This is a genomic window from Bremerella sp. JC817 (genome assembly GCF_040718835.1).
Lineage (GTDB): Bacteria > Planctomycetota > Planctomycetia > Pirellulales > Pirellulaceae > Bremerella.
This window is the reverse complement of the sequence record NZ_JBFEFG010000280.1, coordinates 406,364-421,999: the sequence shown is the minus strand read 5'-3', so window position 1 is coordinate 421,999 and position 15,636 is coordinate 406,364. Positions and strand designations below refer to the sequence as shown.

11 protein-coding genes are annotated in these 15,636 nt (G+C 57.0%); 7 read left to right on the top strand and 4 right to left on the bottom strand.

Going from position 1 to position 15,636, the window contains the following annotated elements; all coding sequences use genetic code 11:
- Positions 1-232 precede the first annotated feature (232 nt).
- Both AB1L30_RS19995 and AB1L30_RS19990 read right to left on the bottom strand, forming a co-directional pair.
- The gene (locus AB1L30_RS19995) at positions 233-1,381 is read right to left on the bottom strand and encodes a GNAT family N-acetyltransferase (RefSeq protein WP_367015336.1); all 1,149 of its coding nucleotides are present in this window, start codon (positions 1,379-1,381) and stop codon (positions 233-235) included.
- Between the two features lie 252 nt (positions 1,382-1,633).
- Positions 1,634-3,538: a protein kinase gene (locus tag AB1L30_RS19990; protein WP_367015334.1), complete on the bottom strand. Its 1,905-nt coding sequence runs from the start codon at positions 3,536-3,538 to the stop codon at positions 1,634-1,636.
- 388 nt (positions 3,539-3,926) lie between these two features.
- Between AB1L30_RS19990 and AB1L30_RS19985 the strand changes: the two genes are divergently transcribed.
- From AB1L30_RS19985 to AB1L30_RS19975, 3 genes are read left to right on the top strand one after another with little or no spacing between them, the layout of a single operon-like run.
- A complete protein-coding gene (locus AB1L30_RS19985; RefSeq protein WP_367015332.1) occupies positions 3,927-5,012 on the top strand; it encodes a KpsF/GutQ family sugar-phosphate isomerase in 1,086 nt (361 codons plus the stop codon).
- A complete protein-coding gene (locus AB1L30_RS19980; protein WP_367015330.1) occupies positions 5,013-5,528 on the top strand; it encodes an HAD hydrolase family protein in 516 nt (171 codons plus the stop codon).
- Positions 5,529-5,543: 15 nt separating this feature from the next.
- Entirely contained in the window at positions 5,544-8,582 is a 3,039-nt protein-coding gene (locus AB1L30_RS19975) for a hypothetical protein (RefSeq protein WP_367015328.1), read from the top strand.
- Here AB1L30_RS19975 and AB1L30_RS19970 read toward each other — a convergent pair.
- Together AB1L30_RS19970 and AB1L30_RS19965 are read right to left on the bottom strand one after the other, a co-directional pair.
- Complete coding sequence (locus AB1L30_RS19970) at positions 8,579-9,769, bottom strand: VCBS repeat-containing protein (protein WP_367015326.1); 1,191 nt, start codon at positions 9,767-9,769, stop codon at positions 8,579-8,581. The genes AB1L30_RS19975 and AB1L30_RS19970 overlap by 4 nt on opposite strands.
- Before the next feature lie 167 nt (positions 9,770-9,936).
- Positions 9,937-10,569: a response regulator transcription factor gene (locus tag AB1L30_RS19965; protein WP_345089802.1), complete on the bottom strand. Its 633-nt coding sequence runs from the start codon at positions 10,567-10,569 to the stop codon at positions 9,937-9,939.
- A gap of 495 nt (positions 10,570-11,064) precedes the next feature.
- Between AB1L30_RS19965 and AB1L30_RS19960 the strand changes: the two genes are divergently transcribed.
- The 4 genes from AB1L30_RS19960 to sucC all read left to right on the top strand — a co-directional run bounded on the left by AB1L30_RS19960 (position 11,065) and on the right by sucC (position 15,598).
- Positions 11,065-12,450 (top strand): sigma-54 dependent transcriptional regulator, encoded by a 1,386-nt coding sequence (locus tag AB1L30_RS19960; RefSeq protein WP_367015324.1) that lies wholly within the window; start codon positions 11,065-11,067, stop codon positions 12,448-12,450.
- A 235-nt stretch (positions 12,451-12,685) separates the two neighbouring features.
- The gene (locus AB1L30_RS19955; RefSeq protein WP_367015322.1) at positions 12,686-13,639 is read left to right on the top strand and encodes a DUF1559 domain-containing protein; all 954 of its coding nucleotides are present in this window, start codon (positions 12,686-12,688) and stop codon (positions 13,637-13,639) included.
- Positions 13,640-13,659: 20 nt separating this feature from the next.
- Complete coding sequence (locus tag AB1L30_RS19950) at positions 13,660-14,106, top strand: hypothetical protein (protein WP_367015320.1); 447 nt, start codon at positions 13,660-13,662, stop codon at positions 14,104-14,106.
- 307 nt (positions 14,107-14,413) lie between these two features.
- On the top strand, positions 14,414-15,598 hold the full coding sequence (gene sucC / locus AB1L30_RS19945) for an ADP-forming succinate--CoA ligase subunit beta (protein ID WP_367015318.1): 1,185 nt from the start codon (positions 14,414-14,416) through the stop codon (positions 15,596-15,598).
- The last annotated feature ends 38 nt before the right edge of the window (positions 15,599-15,636 follow it).

The following is a 15,636-nucleotide window of genomic DNA, read 5'->3' as shown; positions in this document are numbered from 1 at the left end:
GCGCGACGGTCGAAAGCCCCTGATTACCTCGTGGTAGTAAAGACTTTCGGCCGTGTTTCGTTTCTTGAGAGAGCCATTCGCAGACATCGATTGTTCACTGCGGAATGATTACGTGGCAAACTAACTTGGCGTGCCGTATTCTTAGTTGCCTCTTCCCACTTCTGGCTTGTGATCCGCATCTACTCCCAAGGAATGTCTAGATTCGGTTAGCTGCAGAAACGGTGTCAGCACGCTAGGAAGTCGCCTTGCTTTCGAGCGCCGTACGCAAGCGACCCGATTTCCGATCGAGACGCGATTGCCACCAATGTTTCAGACGCAAGATCTGAGCGCGAGGTGCATTCAGCGGATAGTGCGTCATGCGTCCCACGGTCGCGATGCGAGTCATCCAGCGGCGTTTTGCTTCAAACGATCCGGGGCCCATGTCGAGCGTGGTATCTCCGCGTTCGAAGCTATCTCGGATCAGCATCGCGGTGAGCAGCGTACCGAGGCCATGTTCGCGAGCCTCCGGGGTATCTCCTCTTCGCAGGCCAAAGATCTGGCCTTTGAAGGTGTAGTTGTAGCAGAAGCCAATCGGACGTTCCTCGAGATAGAGAATCGCGAGGTCGAGCATGCCCAGTTGTGTTGCCGCGACATGGCAGTCTTTGATGTAGCTACGGACGTTGCGGTGCGAGATGGTCGTGCCGGTCGTCGAATGCCCTTGCCAGCTCCGTTCAGCGATCTGGGTTGCAGTGCGGTAGAGGTCCCAGCGAGGATCGCAGTCGTTGGCCTCTTTGCCCCGCGGCCGATAACGCTGCAGTTGAATGCGGCCGGTGGCATCAAACTTCTTCAGCTTGCGGCGAACTTCTGCACGAAGCTTGGGACTGCGCGAGCGCAGATAGTCTTCCCACGTTCCTTCAAAGTCGATCAGAGCCGTTTCTTTCCAAACGCCTGGGTTGGGGCTGAAACCGGCGTCGCTCATCGCATCGAAGGTGGTGCTGCGTTCCAAATCGTTTTCATCAAGCCAACGCAGGTCCATCAGGTCCCAATTGCGTGGCGTGTTATTGATGTGCTGCAGTGCGCGGCAGAGGGTCGCCTTGGGGTCTTCCGCCAGAACGCCGAAATGGGTTCCCCAATCGGAAAGTGGATAGGTCAGCACACGCACTCGGCCAAGACGCGTGGATTCATGGACGACGACTAAAGGAACGACACCGACCAGGCGATGATCCTCTAAAACCAAAAGAACCCGAAGCTGTTTTCCTTCGCCGAAGTGCTTCCAGTAAATCTGTAGCCACTCCAGCGTTTGGAAGAACGTCGCGCTGGGAGTCGAGTCCCACAATCGCTGCCAATTGCAACGCACATGGGAGAGGTCTTCCGGCTGGTTAATTTCCAAGACGCGAAACATAGAGAAAGGAGTTCCTGGTTGGGGGCGAATACCGGCGAGCCGGGGAGTGACCGGCAATTCGCGCGACTCACTACAAACCTATGCCGGAATACCGCGGATACCCGTTAGGGGATTCACTAATCCCCAGTCCGATTATGGATCGAAATCCGGATAATCGTTACAGCCGGCACCAATGAGAAAGGCCTGTCGAACGTTTGCTCGACAGGCCTTCATCTGGGAATGGGTGGTTACCGTGGGTGCTGGTGGCTCGGTTTAGAACTCGCTACCGATCGGGAACAAAGGAGCTCGTTTGACCGGGGATTCTTCCTGTGCGCCAGCTTCCGGGGTTCCAGCTTCAGGAGCGGCCGCTTCGGTGACGTCGATCTCGATCTCCCCGGTCGCTTCCTCGGTTGGCATCGGCTGCGGAGTCGTCGCTTCGTCGGTTACTGGCGATTCAGCCGGCGACGCGGCTTCGGTCAGTTCCGGCTTGCGGACTTCCTGGGCCGTTTCGTCCTCAGAGGCAACCTTGATTGGTCGAGTCGAAGTGTTACCCTTGGCAGCCGCCATCGAATAGGGCTTGGCCAACTCGTTCTTGGAAAGCTCGACCGCACTACCTGCTTCAGGATTCTCTTGATACAGCGAGATAATCCGGCGGAAGATCTCGCGACCTTCACGCACGTTGCCCGACAAGATCATCTCTTCCGCCTGCAGCACGAAATCGCTGATGGTCGACTTCTGGACGCTGTCGCGAACCCGCAACGATTGCAGTCGAACGATCTCACGCTTGGCAATCAGTTTGTAAGGACGGTTGTCTGGCGACTCGGGCAAATCTTCTACCATCCGGTCATATTGGTACCAGGCCCCCAGATGGTTGCCAGAATCTTCCAGGCCGCGGGCATTGGCCAGTTGGCGTTCGGCATCGCTGCGGAAATCTCGCGACATACGCAGGCTGTGAACCAGACGAGCTTCGGCACGTTCCATTTGGATCATGTCGAGCCAATTCCGAGCATCCTCGGCATATTCGCTTTCGGGATAGCGGTCGAGCAGCGGCTGCAGGTAGTTCGATTCGGCGTCACGCCATTTGGTCGTGTCGTCGGTCAGCATCAACGCTTCGGCCCGAGCGTGTAGTTCGGAATCGTTCAGCGGACGGAGCAGCCAGACCAACGCACCAATGACGACGATCAACGCCAGGCCCAGGAAGATGCGGCTGTTGAAGAACGAGCCTCGATCCTGGAAGCGTGGTTTGTGAAGCAGCTTTTCTGCCTCGCTGCGGTCGATACCGATATCGATGATGCTCTCGCGACCGTTGTTACCGACCAGGGCATGTTCAATCGCACTCATACCGCGAGCCACGGCATCTTGCGATTCGCGAAGACCCGAAGCGACCGAGTCGATGTCGGCCGGACGCTTGTCCGGCATGATCTCGATCATTCGCATCACAACACGGTCGAGCCAGACTGGGCAATCGAGCACCAGCGAGGCAGGCCGGTCTGGTTGCTTCCACCGTTCGTCACCGCTGGCAAGCGGATCAAACGGCAATTTGCCGGTAATCATCTCGTAAAGGACGCATCCCAACGAGAAGATGTCGGTTGCATCGTCGACGTATTGTGGATCTTCAAACTGCTCTGGCGAGAGATACTGTTGTCGATCTTTCGGGAAGAGCAACAAGGAAGAACGCCGCCAACGTGGATCAGCCCAGAAGCTGGTTATCTGTACTTTCAGCGGTTTGCGAGGGTCTTTCAAACCTTCGCCCGACAGCAGAATATGAGCTGGGCGAACATCGAGATGATGGATGTTCATGTGGTGAGCAGCGGCCAGGGCGGCACATACCTGGAGGCCGATCTCGACAACCGTTTCCCACGGCAGCGGACCATGCTGGTCGAGATATTGTTGCAGACTGATCCCGTCGACGAAGTCGAGTGCGAAGAACGGAATCCCCTGATCGATCCCAGCACCATGGTATCGGACGATGTTGGGATGGTTCATCTTCATCAACTGCCGGCTGCGTTTCTCCAGGCGTCGACGAGCTCGAGGATTCTCAGCGTATCGTTCGGGCAAGATGCAAACGACCGCTTGGCGTTTTTGTTTCAGATGGAAGCCATGAAACACATGGCTGGATGGGTCGTTCCCGAGGCGGTTCTCCAGGGCAAACGGACCTAGTTTGGATAGCTCTATCATCGATCGTTCCCTCAAATCGTTTAGGCATGCGAGGGTTTCGCAATCATTTTCGACGCGCGCGTATGGTAAGGAGTTCGCCTCTTCTGCCAAATAGTTAAACCGAGCAAACTACAAGCCAGATTCGAAGAAAATGCCCCTACGATCGCGTTTCTCGATATAAGCTGTTACTGTCACTGTACTTCTTATCGAAGAATTTTTCATATCAAACTTGACGAATCTATTTGATGTGCTGTCGATCTGAGACGTCTTGTCTCAAAATGAGTCAATATTGTCTGGCTTGGTTTCTGTTGAGGCAAATCGCGAAAACTCGTAGAATCGCCCCGCTCGGGATCCGAGAAGATCCGTCCCGTCTTAGTTACCAATGACCACGTCAAGGAAGACCGGCGTCATGAGTTCCCCAATTCGACAGCACGATATTGTCTCTCCCAGGCTGGCCTGGATCGAGCAAGGTCAAGCGACCATTCGCCATGAAGCGGAGGTCATGCTGCGCGTGGCCGACTCGCTCGACGAGCGTTTTGCGGCGGCGGTCGACATGATTCAGAACTGTCAGGGGGACATCATCCTCAGCGGCATCGGCAAAGCGGGGCATGTCGCCACCAAGCTGGCCGCCACGTTCGCCTCGACCGGTACCCGAGCACATTTCCTTCACCCAGCTGAAGCCATCCATGGAGACCTCGGACGAGTCGGCGATCGCGACATCGTGCTGATGCTGTCCCAGAGTGGCGAAACGGAAGAAATCGTGCGGCTATTGCCGATGGTTCGTGGCCTGGGCGCAACGATCATCGCGATCACCTCTTCCCCCCGAAATACCCTGGGCAAAGCGGCCTCGATCGTTTTGGAACTGGGCGGCATTGTCGAAGCGTGTCCGTTGAACCTCGCCCCAACGGCCAGCACTGCTGCGATGTTGGCGATGGGAGATGCCTTGGCGATGACGGTCAGTCAGCATCGTGGTTTCCGCCAGGAAGACTTCGCCCGATATCATCCCGGCGGAAGTCTTGGCCGAAAGCTGGCCTTTGTCGAAGAGAAGATGCGACCGCTGGCCGAATGCCGTGTCGCTTCCGATCAGTTGTCGCTGCGGGAAGTGTTCCGCAAGGTTCGTGTCAGTGGCCGACGCACCGGCGCGGTGATGTTGACCGACGAGAATGGCCGTTTGTCGGGCATCTTCACCGATAGCGATCTGGCGCGGCTGTTTGAACGAGACGAGCCGCTCGACATCGATTGCCCCATCGCTAGCGTGATGACGCGGCACCCCAAGGCAACCTTCGCCGGAACACGGTTCCAGGCCGCACTGCATCGCCTGGCCGACGACAAGATCAGCGAACTTCCGGTCATCGATGCCGATGGCCGTCCGCTTGGTATGCTGGATGTGACCGATATGGTCGGGCAGTTACCGCCAGGGGAACCGGAAGAAGACGTAGCCGATCCCCCTGCCCTGACGATTCGATTTCCGAACCAAGACCAGCGAGAAGCGTAGATGAATCTCGAGCAGCGATGCCAATCGATCGAGCTGCTGTTGACCGATGTCGACGGCGTGCTGACCGATGGCGGAGTGATCCTGAACAACGAAGGAGTCGAGTCGAAGCAGTTCCACATTCGGGACGGGCTCGGCTTTCGATTGTGGCGACAAGCCGGTTTCAAGTGTGGCTTGATTACCGGTCGCAATTCCCAGGTCGTGCGTCTGCGGGCTCAAGAGCTCAGCATGGATGTCGTCCGTCAGGGAATTCACGACAAAGCGACGGTCGCCGAAGAAGTGCTGAAGCAATATGGCCTTCAGCCAGAACAGTTGGCCTACGTCGGTGACGACTTGATCGACCTCGGCGTAATTCGCCTGGCCGGTCTGGGAATTGCCGTGGCCGATGCGGCCGCCGAAGTCAAAGCGGCGGCTGATTACGTGACCAAGACACCCGGAGGTCGAGGCGCGATTCGCGAAGTGATCGAGGTGATCCTGAAAGCGAAAAAAGTCTGGAACGACATCATTCAAACCTTCTAAGCTCGGATGCAAACGTTGACGACCGCCAAACAGGAAGTTGCCTGGCGCCCACCCACATTCACCGGACAAGCGGTGCGTGTTGCGGTCGTGTTTGGTGTGATGATCGCCATCACCGTCGCCTACGAGTCGATTGTCATTCCGATGATCGAGCCCACCATCAAAGAGAACGAAAACAAAGCCAGCACGTTTACCTCGGCCGAGTTTCTCGGTCAACAAAAGCAGAAGCTGGCCCAGTTCTTCCCACCTCGCGGATGGCAACTTGGCCCAACCAAGGTTCTGGAAAGCAACAACGTGATGCTCCTGATGAAGGACTTTCACGAGGTTGAAAACCAGATCGACCCGAGCCAGAAATCAAATCTGCTGAAGCTGAAGCCGCTGACGATCATCGCCTTCGAGAGCGAAGAGGAATCGGAGAAGTGGGACCGTCCGGTAATTATCTTGAACGCCGACGAAGCGCTGCTGCAGTTCTCGGAACTGAATCTGGCATTCGGCAAGATCGGTGACCTGGTCGGTGGACAACTATTGGGCAACGTGACGATCACCCGTAAAAGCTTGAACGGCCAGCACGAGCCACTCGACGTGATCACCTCGGACGTGACACTCGCTTCCGATCGTATCGAAACAAAGAAGGACGTGCAGTTCCTGATGGGCAAACATCAGGGGCAAGGCCGGCATCTGATCGCCCAGTTCGAGGAAGGCCCGAAGCAGGCCCAGAAGAAAGGCCCAAATATCTCGGCCTTGTCGGTGCTCGAACTGGTCGAGGTCGATCGCATTATTCTCTCGACGGAAGGTCGCGGCTTGCTGGGGGATGCGGCCGAAATGCCAGGCGTACAACACAAACCGAACAACAAGATGTATGCTTCGGCCCCCGTCGAGATCATGTGCCGTGGACCGTTCCAGTTTGACGGCAAGCATCGTGTCGCCACGTTCCGCGACAAAGTCCAGGTTCGCCGCCTGGTAGCTGCGGGCGTGAACGATCAGCTCGATGCCGATCTTTTGGAGGTCTACTTCCAGCGTGACGAATCGGCGCCGCCAGCCGAGGCTCCCCAAGATCCTGCGGCGGAGCCTGCCGCTGCGAAGCTGAAGATGCAGCGTCTGGTGGCGGTTGGCAATCCCTTCAAGTTGAACGCGACCAGTGTGAACGCCGCGGCGGAAGGGAAGCAGCTGATCTACGACCTGACGAAGAAGCGGATTGAAGTAGTAGGTAACCCGGTCGCGGTGCTTTCCAAAGATCAATACCGCTGCGAATCGCCTCACTTGATGTACGAACTAGCCGAGAAGACCAGCCACCTGGGACGCGTCTGGTCGGCAGGACCTGGCTTCTTCACCGGTCAGATGAACGACAACGATCCCAGCGAAGTCAGCCGCCTCTCTTGGCAAAAGCAATTTCGCCTCGAGCCGCAAAATAGCGAGTATGCCGTCGCGGTGGAAGGAAACGCTCAGGTTTCGATGAATGGCAAAGGGCAGATCGAAGGGGATCAGCTTTTCGTCTACCTGCAGGATGTCACTCCAGTCGGAACCAATCGTCAAAAACTGTTGCCGAGCCGCCTGCATGGTATCGGTCGGATTTCGATCGATACACCGCAGCTTGTCGGACGAACGAACGAAATCAAAACCTGGTTTGAATTCGACGATCCTCAAGCGGCCCCGGCCAACGAGCCAGGGCGATTCCAAGCCGACGCAACCTCCCCTACCCTTTCCGGAACGATGGGCCCGCCGGCTTCGCTGCAGCAGCCTTTGGCCCCGGGACAAAGCAAACCAAACGAAAAGCCTTCGCGCTATCGCCTCGCTGGTGAAGTGATCCAACTGGTCGTTCGCTTCGACGGAAAGAAGTCGCACCTCGACTCGGCTCAGATCACCGGTCAGGTGCAGTTGGCGGAAATGCCGGAAGGGGAAGAACTCGTCGATCCCTTCATGGTGCGTGGCAATGTCGTTCAGTTGCTACATGCTTCCGACGAGAACGCCGAGATCCACGTCACCGGCGAACCTGCGACGGTCTCAGGACGCGGGCTGGTGCTGCGTAGCGGCCAACTGCGGGTGAATCAACTGCAAGGTCGTGTCTGGTCGGAAGGCCCTGGCGACCTGGTCTTCCCGCTCGATCGCGACTTCCAGGGACGCAAGCTGGCAGTGCCAGAGTACTTCAATGTTCAATGGCAGGGTGGGCTCGAAGCGGTTCACGATCAAATCACGTTCGACCGAGCCGTGAAAATCCAGGGACGTCAAAGTCACCTGACGACCGCTCGCCTGGCGATCACGCTGAGTCATCCGATCAGCTTCACTGACACTTCCAGGAACAAGACCCTCAGTGCGAAACGGGTCGACTGCACCGGAGGTGTGAAGGTTTACAGCCGGAACGTCGAGGCAGGCATCGTGAAGTCGGTCGACCAGTTTGAAGGTAAGACACTGACCGTCGATCAGGTCAACGGAAACATCCATGCTCAAGGCCCTGGCACGGCTAAGTCGGTGATGGTGGGCTCGTTCTCGGGGCAGATCCCTGGACAGCCAACTCCGATTCAGCCTGCTAACGAAAAGGCTTTGACCTTCCTGCGAGTCGACTTCGTCAGCCACATCAGCGGCAACACGCATCGCAAAGAGGCGACCTTCCACAAAGTCGATCGAGCCTACTACGGCCCGGTCAAGTCGTGGGACGAAGAGATCGAAGCAAAGACCCTGGCGAACATGAACCCCAACGACGTGACCCTTCGTTGCGATCAATTGACAGTCGTCCAGCATCCGGATGCTTCCGAGCTGGGTGGTGCTGAAATCTTGGCAATGGGCAACAGCGAAGTACAAGGGAAGATGTTCAGTGCCTGGGCAGATCGCATCAGCTATGCGACTGCCAAGCACTTGCTGACCCTCAGCGGCAATGGTCGCAACGCGGCGCAGTTGATTCACCAGCAACGGATCGGCGGAACTCGCCAGACGCTGACCGCCGGCAAGATCCAGTACTGGCCCGAGACGCGTAAGTTCCAGATTGACGACGGTAAGTCGATCGATGTTTCTAACATCAAGCCCAGCGACGTCAACATTCCTAAGATCCCTGGGCTGCGTTAACGGCTGGGGTTCTCGTACCAGATCACGCCCAGGTTATCGCGTTCTTCGCACGTGAGCACGTCCAGGTCGCCATCCTGATCGAGATCGACCAGTTGCAGCAGATCGAACTTGATGCCTTCCGTTGTGCCACTGATGTCGCTCAGGCTCCAGCGTGCGGTAGTCAGGTCTTGGCGGCTTTTGCTCGGTGTCGTCAGCCAGCCGATGCCACGCTTGCCGTTGGCGTTCTCGCAACTGAAGACCAGGTCGGCCTGACCGTCTCCGTCCATGTCGCCGACTTTGACCGACTTGCCGGTCCCACTGCGACCTGGAAGCGGGATCTCGATCGGCTCGAACACTGCGGCATCACCTCTCCGGTGAAGCAGTAGCAAGCCGGCATCATGCGTCGCTGCCACAATGTCGCGGTGCCCATCCTGATCGATGTCGGCGATGTCGAGGAACATCACTTCGTGGTCGACGCCACCCAGCAGTTGCGGCTTGCCTGGCTGATTGAGATCGGCCATATCGACCCAATAGATGCCGCGATCTTTCCCTTTGCGATCGCTGTAGACGAGGTCGGGCTTGCCATCAAGGTTGATGTCTTCTGAAACGAGCGACATGATCCACGCGGCCGGCGCAATCGGTTGCCACTTCCAGGCAAGCTCTGGCATTTGTTGCGCAAAGATGCCGACCTCGGCGCCTCGTCCCTTCGATCCGGCAACCAGGTCGACGCCACCGTTGGCGTTGGGCCATGGCAACGTGAACATCCACATCAAACGCTTCGGATTTCCAGGGAAAACTTCCGTTCGCCAGGCTTCTGGTTTCAAAAGATCATCAATGTTTGTGGGAGCCCAATGTACGAATAAATTGCGTTCTTTTCCCTCACATGCCGAGACCACATCGACCGCTCCATCCTGATTTAAATCAAGAAAGACTGCATCTTCTGGGCTGGACACTTTGCTGATGGTAGCCGCAGGCCATGGCTTGCGAACCTGCGCCTTTCCGGGGTGAAGATAGATCCGCACGATCCCGCCTTCCTCCCAACCAACGCATAGGTCGAACAGGCCATCCTGGTTGATGTCGTGCAGCCGAACGCCGTCGGCGCCTTGAGATGTGTTGTCGATCGTGTGTCGTCGCCACTGCGCGTTGGCGGCGGGAACGACCACGAGGAGGCACAGTAGCAACTGAGGTAGATGAAGGGATAAACGCATGGTGGGCCTGGCAGGGAACGAGGAAGGTTCCCTCCGAAGGTATCGCGATTGATAGCCAACCGCCAACGTTTTGTGACCGCGCATGAAAAACCCTGCTCAACAGAGGTCGAGCAGGGTTTTCGATTTTGGAACGAAGCGTTGCTAGGTGGGGAGATTCTGAAGCGGGCCTAGACCAAGCCTTGACGGACAGCCCAGACAGCGGCCTGGGTGCGGTCGGTGACGTCGATCTTGCGAAGGATGTTCTGCACGTGTTCCTTGACCGTTTCGATGCTGATGCTCAGCGAACGACCGATTTCACGATTGCTAAGACCCAGAGCCAGGTGACGCAGAACCTGCATTTCCCGATTGGTAAGCGGGAATTCGCTGTTCTTGGCGTCGTGGCGCTTGGCCATGGTGCCCTTCACGCGGGACATGATGCCCCCTTCAGGCTGCTTGCCGCCGGTGGCTGCATTCTGGATTGCTTCGACGATCAGTTCACGGGGCGAACCCTTCAGAACGTAATCGACCGCGCCCAGTGCTACGCCGCGAGCAACATAGGTAGGGTTGTCATAGGTGCTGAGCATGACGACCGGGGTACCCGGGGCGTCCGACTGCAGCTTTTCGAGCGCTGCCAAGCCGTCCATTTCCGGCATGCGGATATCCATCAGGACGACGTCAGGCTTGTGCTGGAGTGTTTTTTCAACGGCTTCATTTCCGTCGACAGCTTCGCCAACCACTTGGATATCAGTGCCGCGGAACAGGCTTGCCAGACCGCTGCGCACGACTTCGTGGTCGTCGACAACCAACACGTTAATGGACATAGAGACCTCTCAAATCAATCAGGCATGGATGTTGTCAGTGGTCATTCAGGTGCAGTATCCCCCACCCAATCATGAGTACGACGTACTTTTTAGGAAACGCCGAAAATCTCACTAACTGCCTATCCTTGATGACCTTGCGTCAATAGGTGCCGCTTTAAAGCCATATTAACCCCCTCAGGGACCATTTCCAGTGTGGTAACCCACCAACGTCCCCGTTTTTGCGATGTTCCGCACCCGCTACTGGGAGTATTTTCCGGGGTTTGGGCCTTCTTTAGGGGGAATTCTGCTGCCCAACCGAAGTTGCGGGTTCCCGTGATCCGGCTAGGTGGGCTCGCTTAAGTATGTGGACAAAACGCCACATTACGTTGACTTGGGTAAATACGTGACCTAGATAAACCTGTAGATGCGGACAATTAGCCACATCGACGATGCCGTGGGTGGAATGCCCGCGCAAATTGAGAGAACTGTCGCCAAGAATCCCTGGATATCCCAGCTATGAACCAAGCCCAACTGCTACTAATCGACGACGACCGCCACGTACTGGAATCGATGGGAAGTTGGCTGCGAGAAATCGGTTACAACGTCGATCAGGCTGCGAACCTGAATCAGGCCTACGCCCTGCTCGATAGCCGCTCGTACGACCTAGTGTTGGCCGATATTCGCCTGGGAGACGAAGATGGATTCGATGTCCTGCGTCGCTGCCGCATGAGCCATCCTGGCACTACCGTGATCATGATCACCGGTTACGCCACGGTCGAAACCGGAATCGAAGCGCTTCGGGCTGGCGCGTTTGATCTGTTGACCAAACCATTGATCGACGAAGAGCTTGAGATGGCCATCGAACGAGCCCTCTCGCAGCGCAAGGTGATGCAGGAAAATCAGCAATTAAAGCAGCAGCTCGACCTGCGATTCGGCCTGGAAAATATTATTGGTCATGACCACCGCATGTTGCGCATTTTCGACATGGTGGACAGTGTTGCCGACACACGTGCGACCGTCTTGATCACCGGTGAAAGTGGTACTGGTAAGTCGCTTCTGGCTCGTGCCATTCATCGTCGCAGCAATCGCCGCGACCAACCCTTCATTGAAGTCGCTTGCGGTGCCCTGCCTGAAAACCTGCTGGAAAGCGAACTGTTCGGTCACGTTGCTGGCTCGTTCACCGGTGCCACCGGCAACAAAGTTGGCAAGTTCAAAGCAGCCGATCGCGGCACGATCTTCCTCGACGAAATTGCCACCGCGCCGCTGAGCATGCAGGTCAAACTGCTTCGCGTGCTGCAAGAGCTGCAGTTCGAGCCCGTCGGTGGAACCGAGACGGAAACCGTCGATACGCGCGTGGTGCTGGCCACCAACGAAGACCTGGCCCAACTGGTCGATCGCGGCGATTTTCGCCAGGACCTGTACTACCGCGTGAATGTGATCAACCTGGAACTTCCTCCGCTGCGTGAACGTATCTCGGACATTCCACGCCTGGCCGATCACTTTCTGGCTGAAGTTTGCCAGGACACTGGACGCCGCGTGCATGGCTTCTCGACCGAAGCAGTTGCCGCGCTGCAGCGTTATCGCTGGCCTGGCAACGTGCGTGAACTTCAGAACGTGATCGAACGTGCCGTCCTGCTCAGCAAGAACGACGAGATCACCCCAGACGATCTTCCAACGTCGATTGCGTCCGGAGCCCCCGTTTCGGTCAGTCATCGTACCGGTACGACGTTGAAGGAAGCGCTGGAAGGTCCGGAACGTCAGATCATCCGTGAAGTCCTGGAGTCGAATGGCTGGAATCGTAATGAAACCGCCGATCAACTCGGGATCAATCGCACCACGCTCTATAAGAAGATGAAGCGTCTGGGGCTGGAAGAACTGGCCGGGCAACGAGGCCTCGTCTAAACAAGACGCCCGCATACAGCCTTGCTGCCAACTATTTTTGGCAACTTAGGCAAATGGGTTTACGGCGGCACCCCTCATAGGTATGCTAAATCGAAAGGCTGGACGATCATTGTCCAGCTTTTTTCATGCGCGGCAGTCCCTCCTGAGTTCACCCATCCCACATCTCGACCCGACAAGGTCAGCGTTTGCGCCAGTCCGTCCTTGGACCTGGTCACGCCCGGCAGGAACAGATTCTATGTCTATCGCTCGTTCGCGACGCGGTTTCACGTTGGTGGAACTGTTAGTGGTCATTGCCATCATTGGGGTTTTGATCGCGCTTCTTTTGCCCGCCGTCCAGCAAGCACGCGAAGCGGCCCGTCGACTGCAGTGTCGTAACAACATCAAGCAGTTGGGCCTGGCACTGCACAACTATCACGACACGTTCCTGGTGTTCCCTTCGGGCAACCTGACGACCAACACGCAGTACCCACCTCGTTCGGCGAACGATCCCGAAGGGACGATGGCGCCGTGGACCGTCTTGGTGCTGCCTTACCTGGAACAAGACAACCTTCACAACCAGTTCGATTTCGAGAGCCCTTTTACTTCGCACATCAGCCAGACGACCCCCAACGCCACGATCCAGCGAACGCCTAACAAGGCGTTTCAGTGCCCCAGCTTTCCCCGCAACGGCAACGAAGAGTTGAAGAACAACTACTTCGGCGTGATGGGTGGCGTCGACGTGAACAACACGCCACCACGCTGGGAACTGAGCGGCAGCGTGAACTATCGAGTGTTCGACAACGGCGTGCTGTTTCAGAATTCGAAGATCAGCTTCCGCGACATCACCGACGGGACGACCAACACCTTCATGATTGGCGAGTCGGTCGATCAGAAGACGGCTTACGGAAGTGGAAGCCCAACGCATCATGGCTGGGCCCAAGGTGCCCGGACGCATAACGGCAGCAATGGCTATCTGAATAACGTTGCCGCGACTGAGAACCCCATCAACCGCGCGGCCGACTTGCTGGCAGCCGGCTGGCACGATCATGCCGTGTGGCAATCGACCTTCGGCAGTCAGCACCCAGGCGGCGCGCAGTTTCTGTATGCCGATGGCTCGGTGCCGTGGGTGAGTGAAACGATGAACCTTCCGATCTATCAGCAGTGTGGTGTCCGCAACGACGGAGCTCCCCTGGGCGGATTGAATCAGTAAACGATCGAAAGGAATTCCTCGTGGCTACGAAACGATTGGGGACTGCCATGGTCCTGCTGTTGATTGCCGCGGCTCCCACTTTGCTGGGCTGTGGTTCGCACGATGCCTTCTCGCGCGTCATCGTGGAAGGAAGCGTGCAGTACGACGGACAACCGGTTCCCAAAGGGGCGATCTGGTTTGTGCCGCAGGCCTCGATGGGGATCGAAGCACCGACCGGCTTTGCTTTGATCCGTGACGGAAAATACAAGACCGAGCGTCTGAAGGCACCCATTGCCGGCAGCTATTCGATCAAGATTACCGGCTTCGATACGGTGCCTCCGACCGCAGCGGAACAAGCCGAGTGGGGCGATCGCGAGTTCCCAGGGCATCCCCTCTTTCCTGAATACGTGGTCACCGAAACGATCTCGGCGGAGACGACCACGCTCGACTTCGAGGTGCCAGTCAGCAAGAAGTCGAAACGACGCTAGTCCGCCACGGCTGACCTATCACCAAGAGGTCGTACACTCGATTGGGGCATGAGGTCGGCACGATTTGCAAACCGCTTAACGAAACGCGAACCAAGTCAGAACGTTCGCGTTTTGGGCGATCTTTGGCTCGATTGGCAAATATCGCGGAGTGCATGCACTTCCCCCCGTTTTTCCGAGTGAAATTAGGGCGTCTTCATGCACATGTGTGACGATTTGGCAATCCCCCTCTGGTTGACCCTCATTTTCTATGAGGCGTATAATCCGGCTTTTCCCGCTCGACGTATGCCATTCCTGTTGGAAGAAGTCGATGAAGATTCATGAGTTCCAAGCGAAGGAAATCCTTCGCCAAGCCGGGGTCAACGTGCCCCGCAGTATCGTTGCCAAGACCCCCGAAGAAGCGAGCGCCGCTTACACGGAGCTGGGTGGCAGCATTGCCGTCGTCAAAGCACAAATCCACGCTGGTGGTCGCGGTAAAGGAACCGTGAAAGACAACGCCGATCAGCGCGGTGTCCAATTGGTGAAGTCGGCTGACGAAGCCGCCGCGGTCGCCAAGGGACTGCTGGGCAAGGAACTGGTCACCATCCAGACCGGCCCGGAAGGCAAGCTGGTCAACCAGGTGCTGGTTGAAGAAGGCTGCGACATCAAACGCGAACTATACCTCGGTATCGTTCTCGATCGTGCCGCCAAGCTGCCAGTTCTGATGATGTCGAGCGAAGGTGGTACGGAGATCGAAGAGGTCGCTGCTCACACGCCTGAGAAGATCTTCAAAGAACACTTCAATCCGGCTCTGGGCCCACAAAGCTTCCAGATCCGCAAGCTGTGCAAGAAGCTGGGCATCGATGGCCCGGCCGCTCGCAGTGCCGAGAAGTTCATCAAGGGTTTGTGCAAGGTCTATGTCGACACCGACTGTGCCTTGGCCGAAATCAACCCACTGGTCATCACCGGCGACGGTGGCATGATCGCTCTCGACTGCAAGATGACCTTCGACGAGAACGCCATGTTCCGTCACAAGGATCTGGCCGAACTGCGTGACCTGTCGGAAGAAGAGCCAGCCGAAGTGCGTGCCGGCAACACCGGTCTCAGCTACGTCAAGCTCGACGGCAATATCGGCTGTCTGGTCAACGGTGCTGGTCTGGCCATGAGCACGATGGACATCATCAAGCTGCATGGCGGCGAACCAGCCAACTTCCTGGACGTCGGTGGCGGTGCCAACGTCGACCAGGTGACCGAAGCCTTCAGCATTCTGCTGGACGACAAGAACGTGAAGGCCGTGCTGGTCAACATCTTCGGTGGCATCATGCGATGCACGACGATCGCCGGCGCTTTGCTGGAAGCTTACAAGAAGCTCGACTTCAACGTGCCACTGGTGGTTCGTCTGGAAGGAACCGAAGTCGAAGAAGGTCGTAAGATGCTGGCCGACTCGGGCATCGACATCATCATTGGTGATGGTCTGACCGACGCCGCCAAGAAGGTTGTCGCCACGGTGGCCTAAGCTGGCCGCTGTTGTTGCGACCGCAAACCATGGCTCTT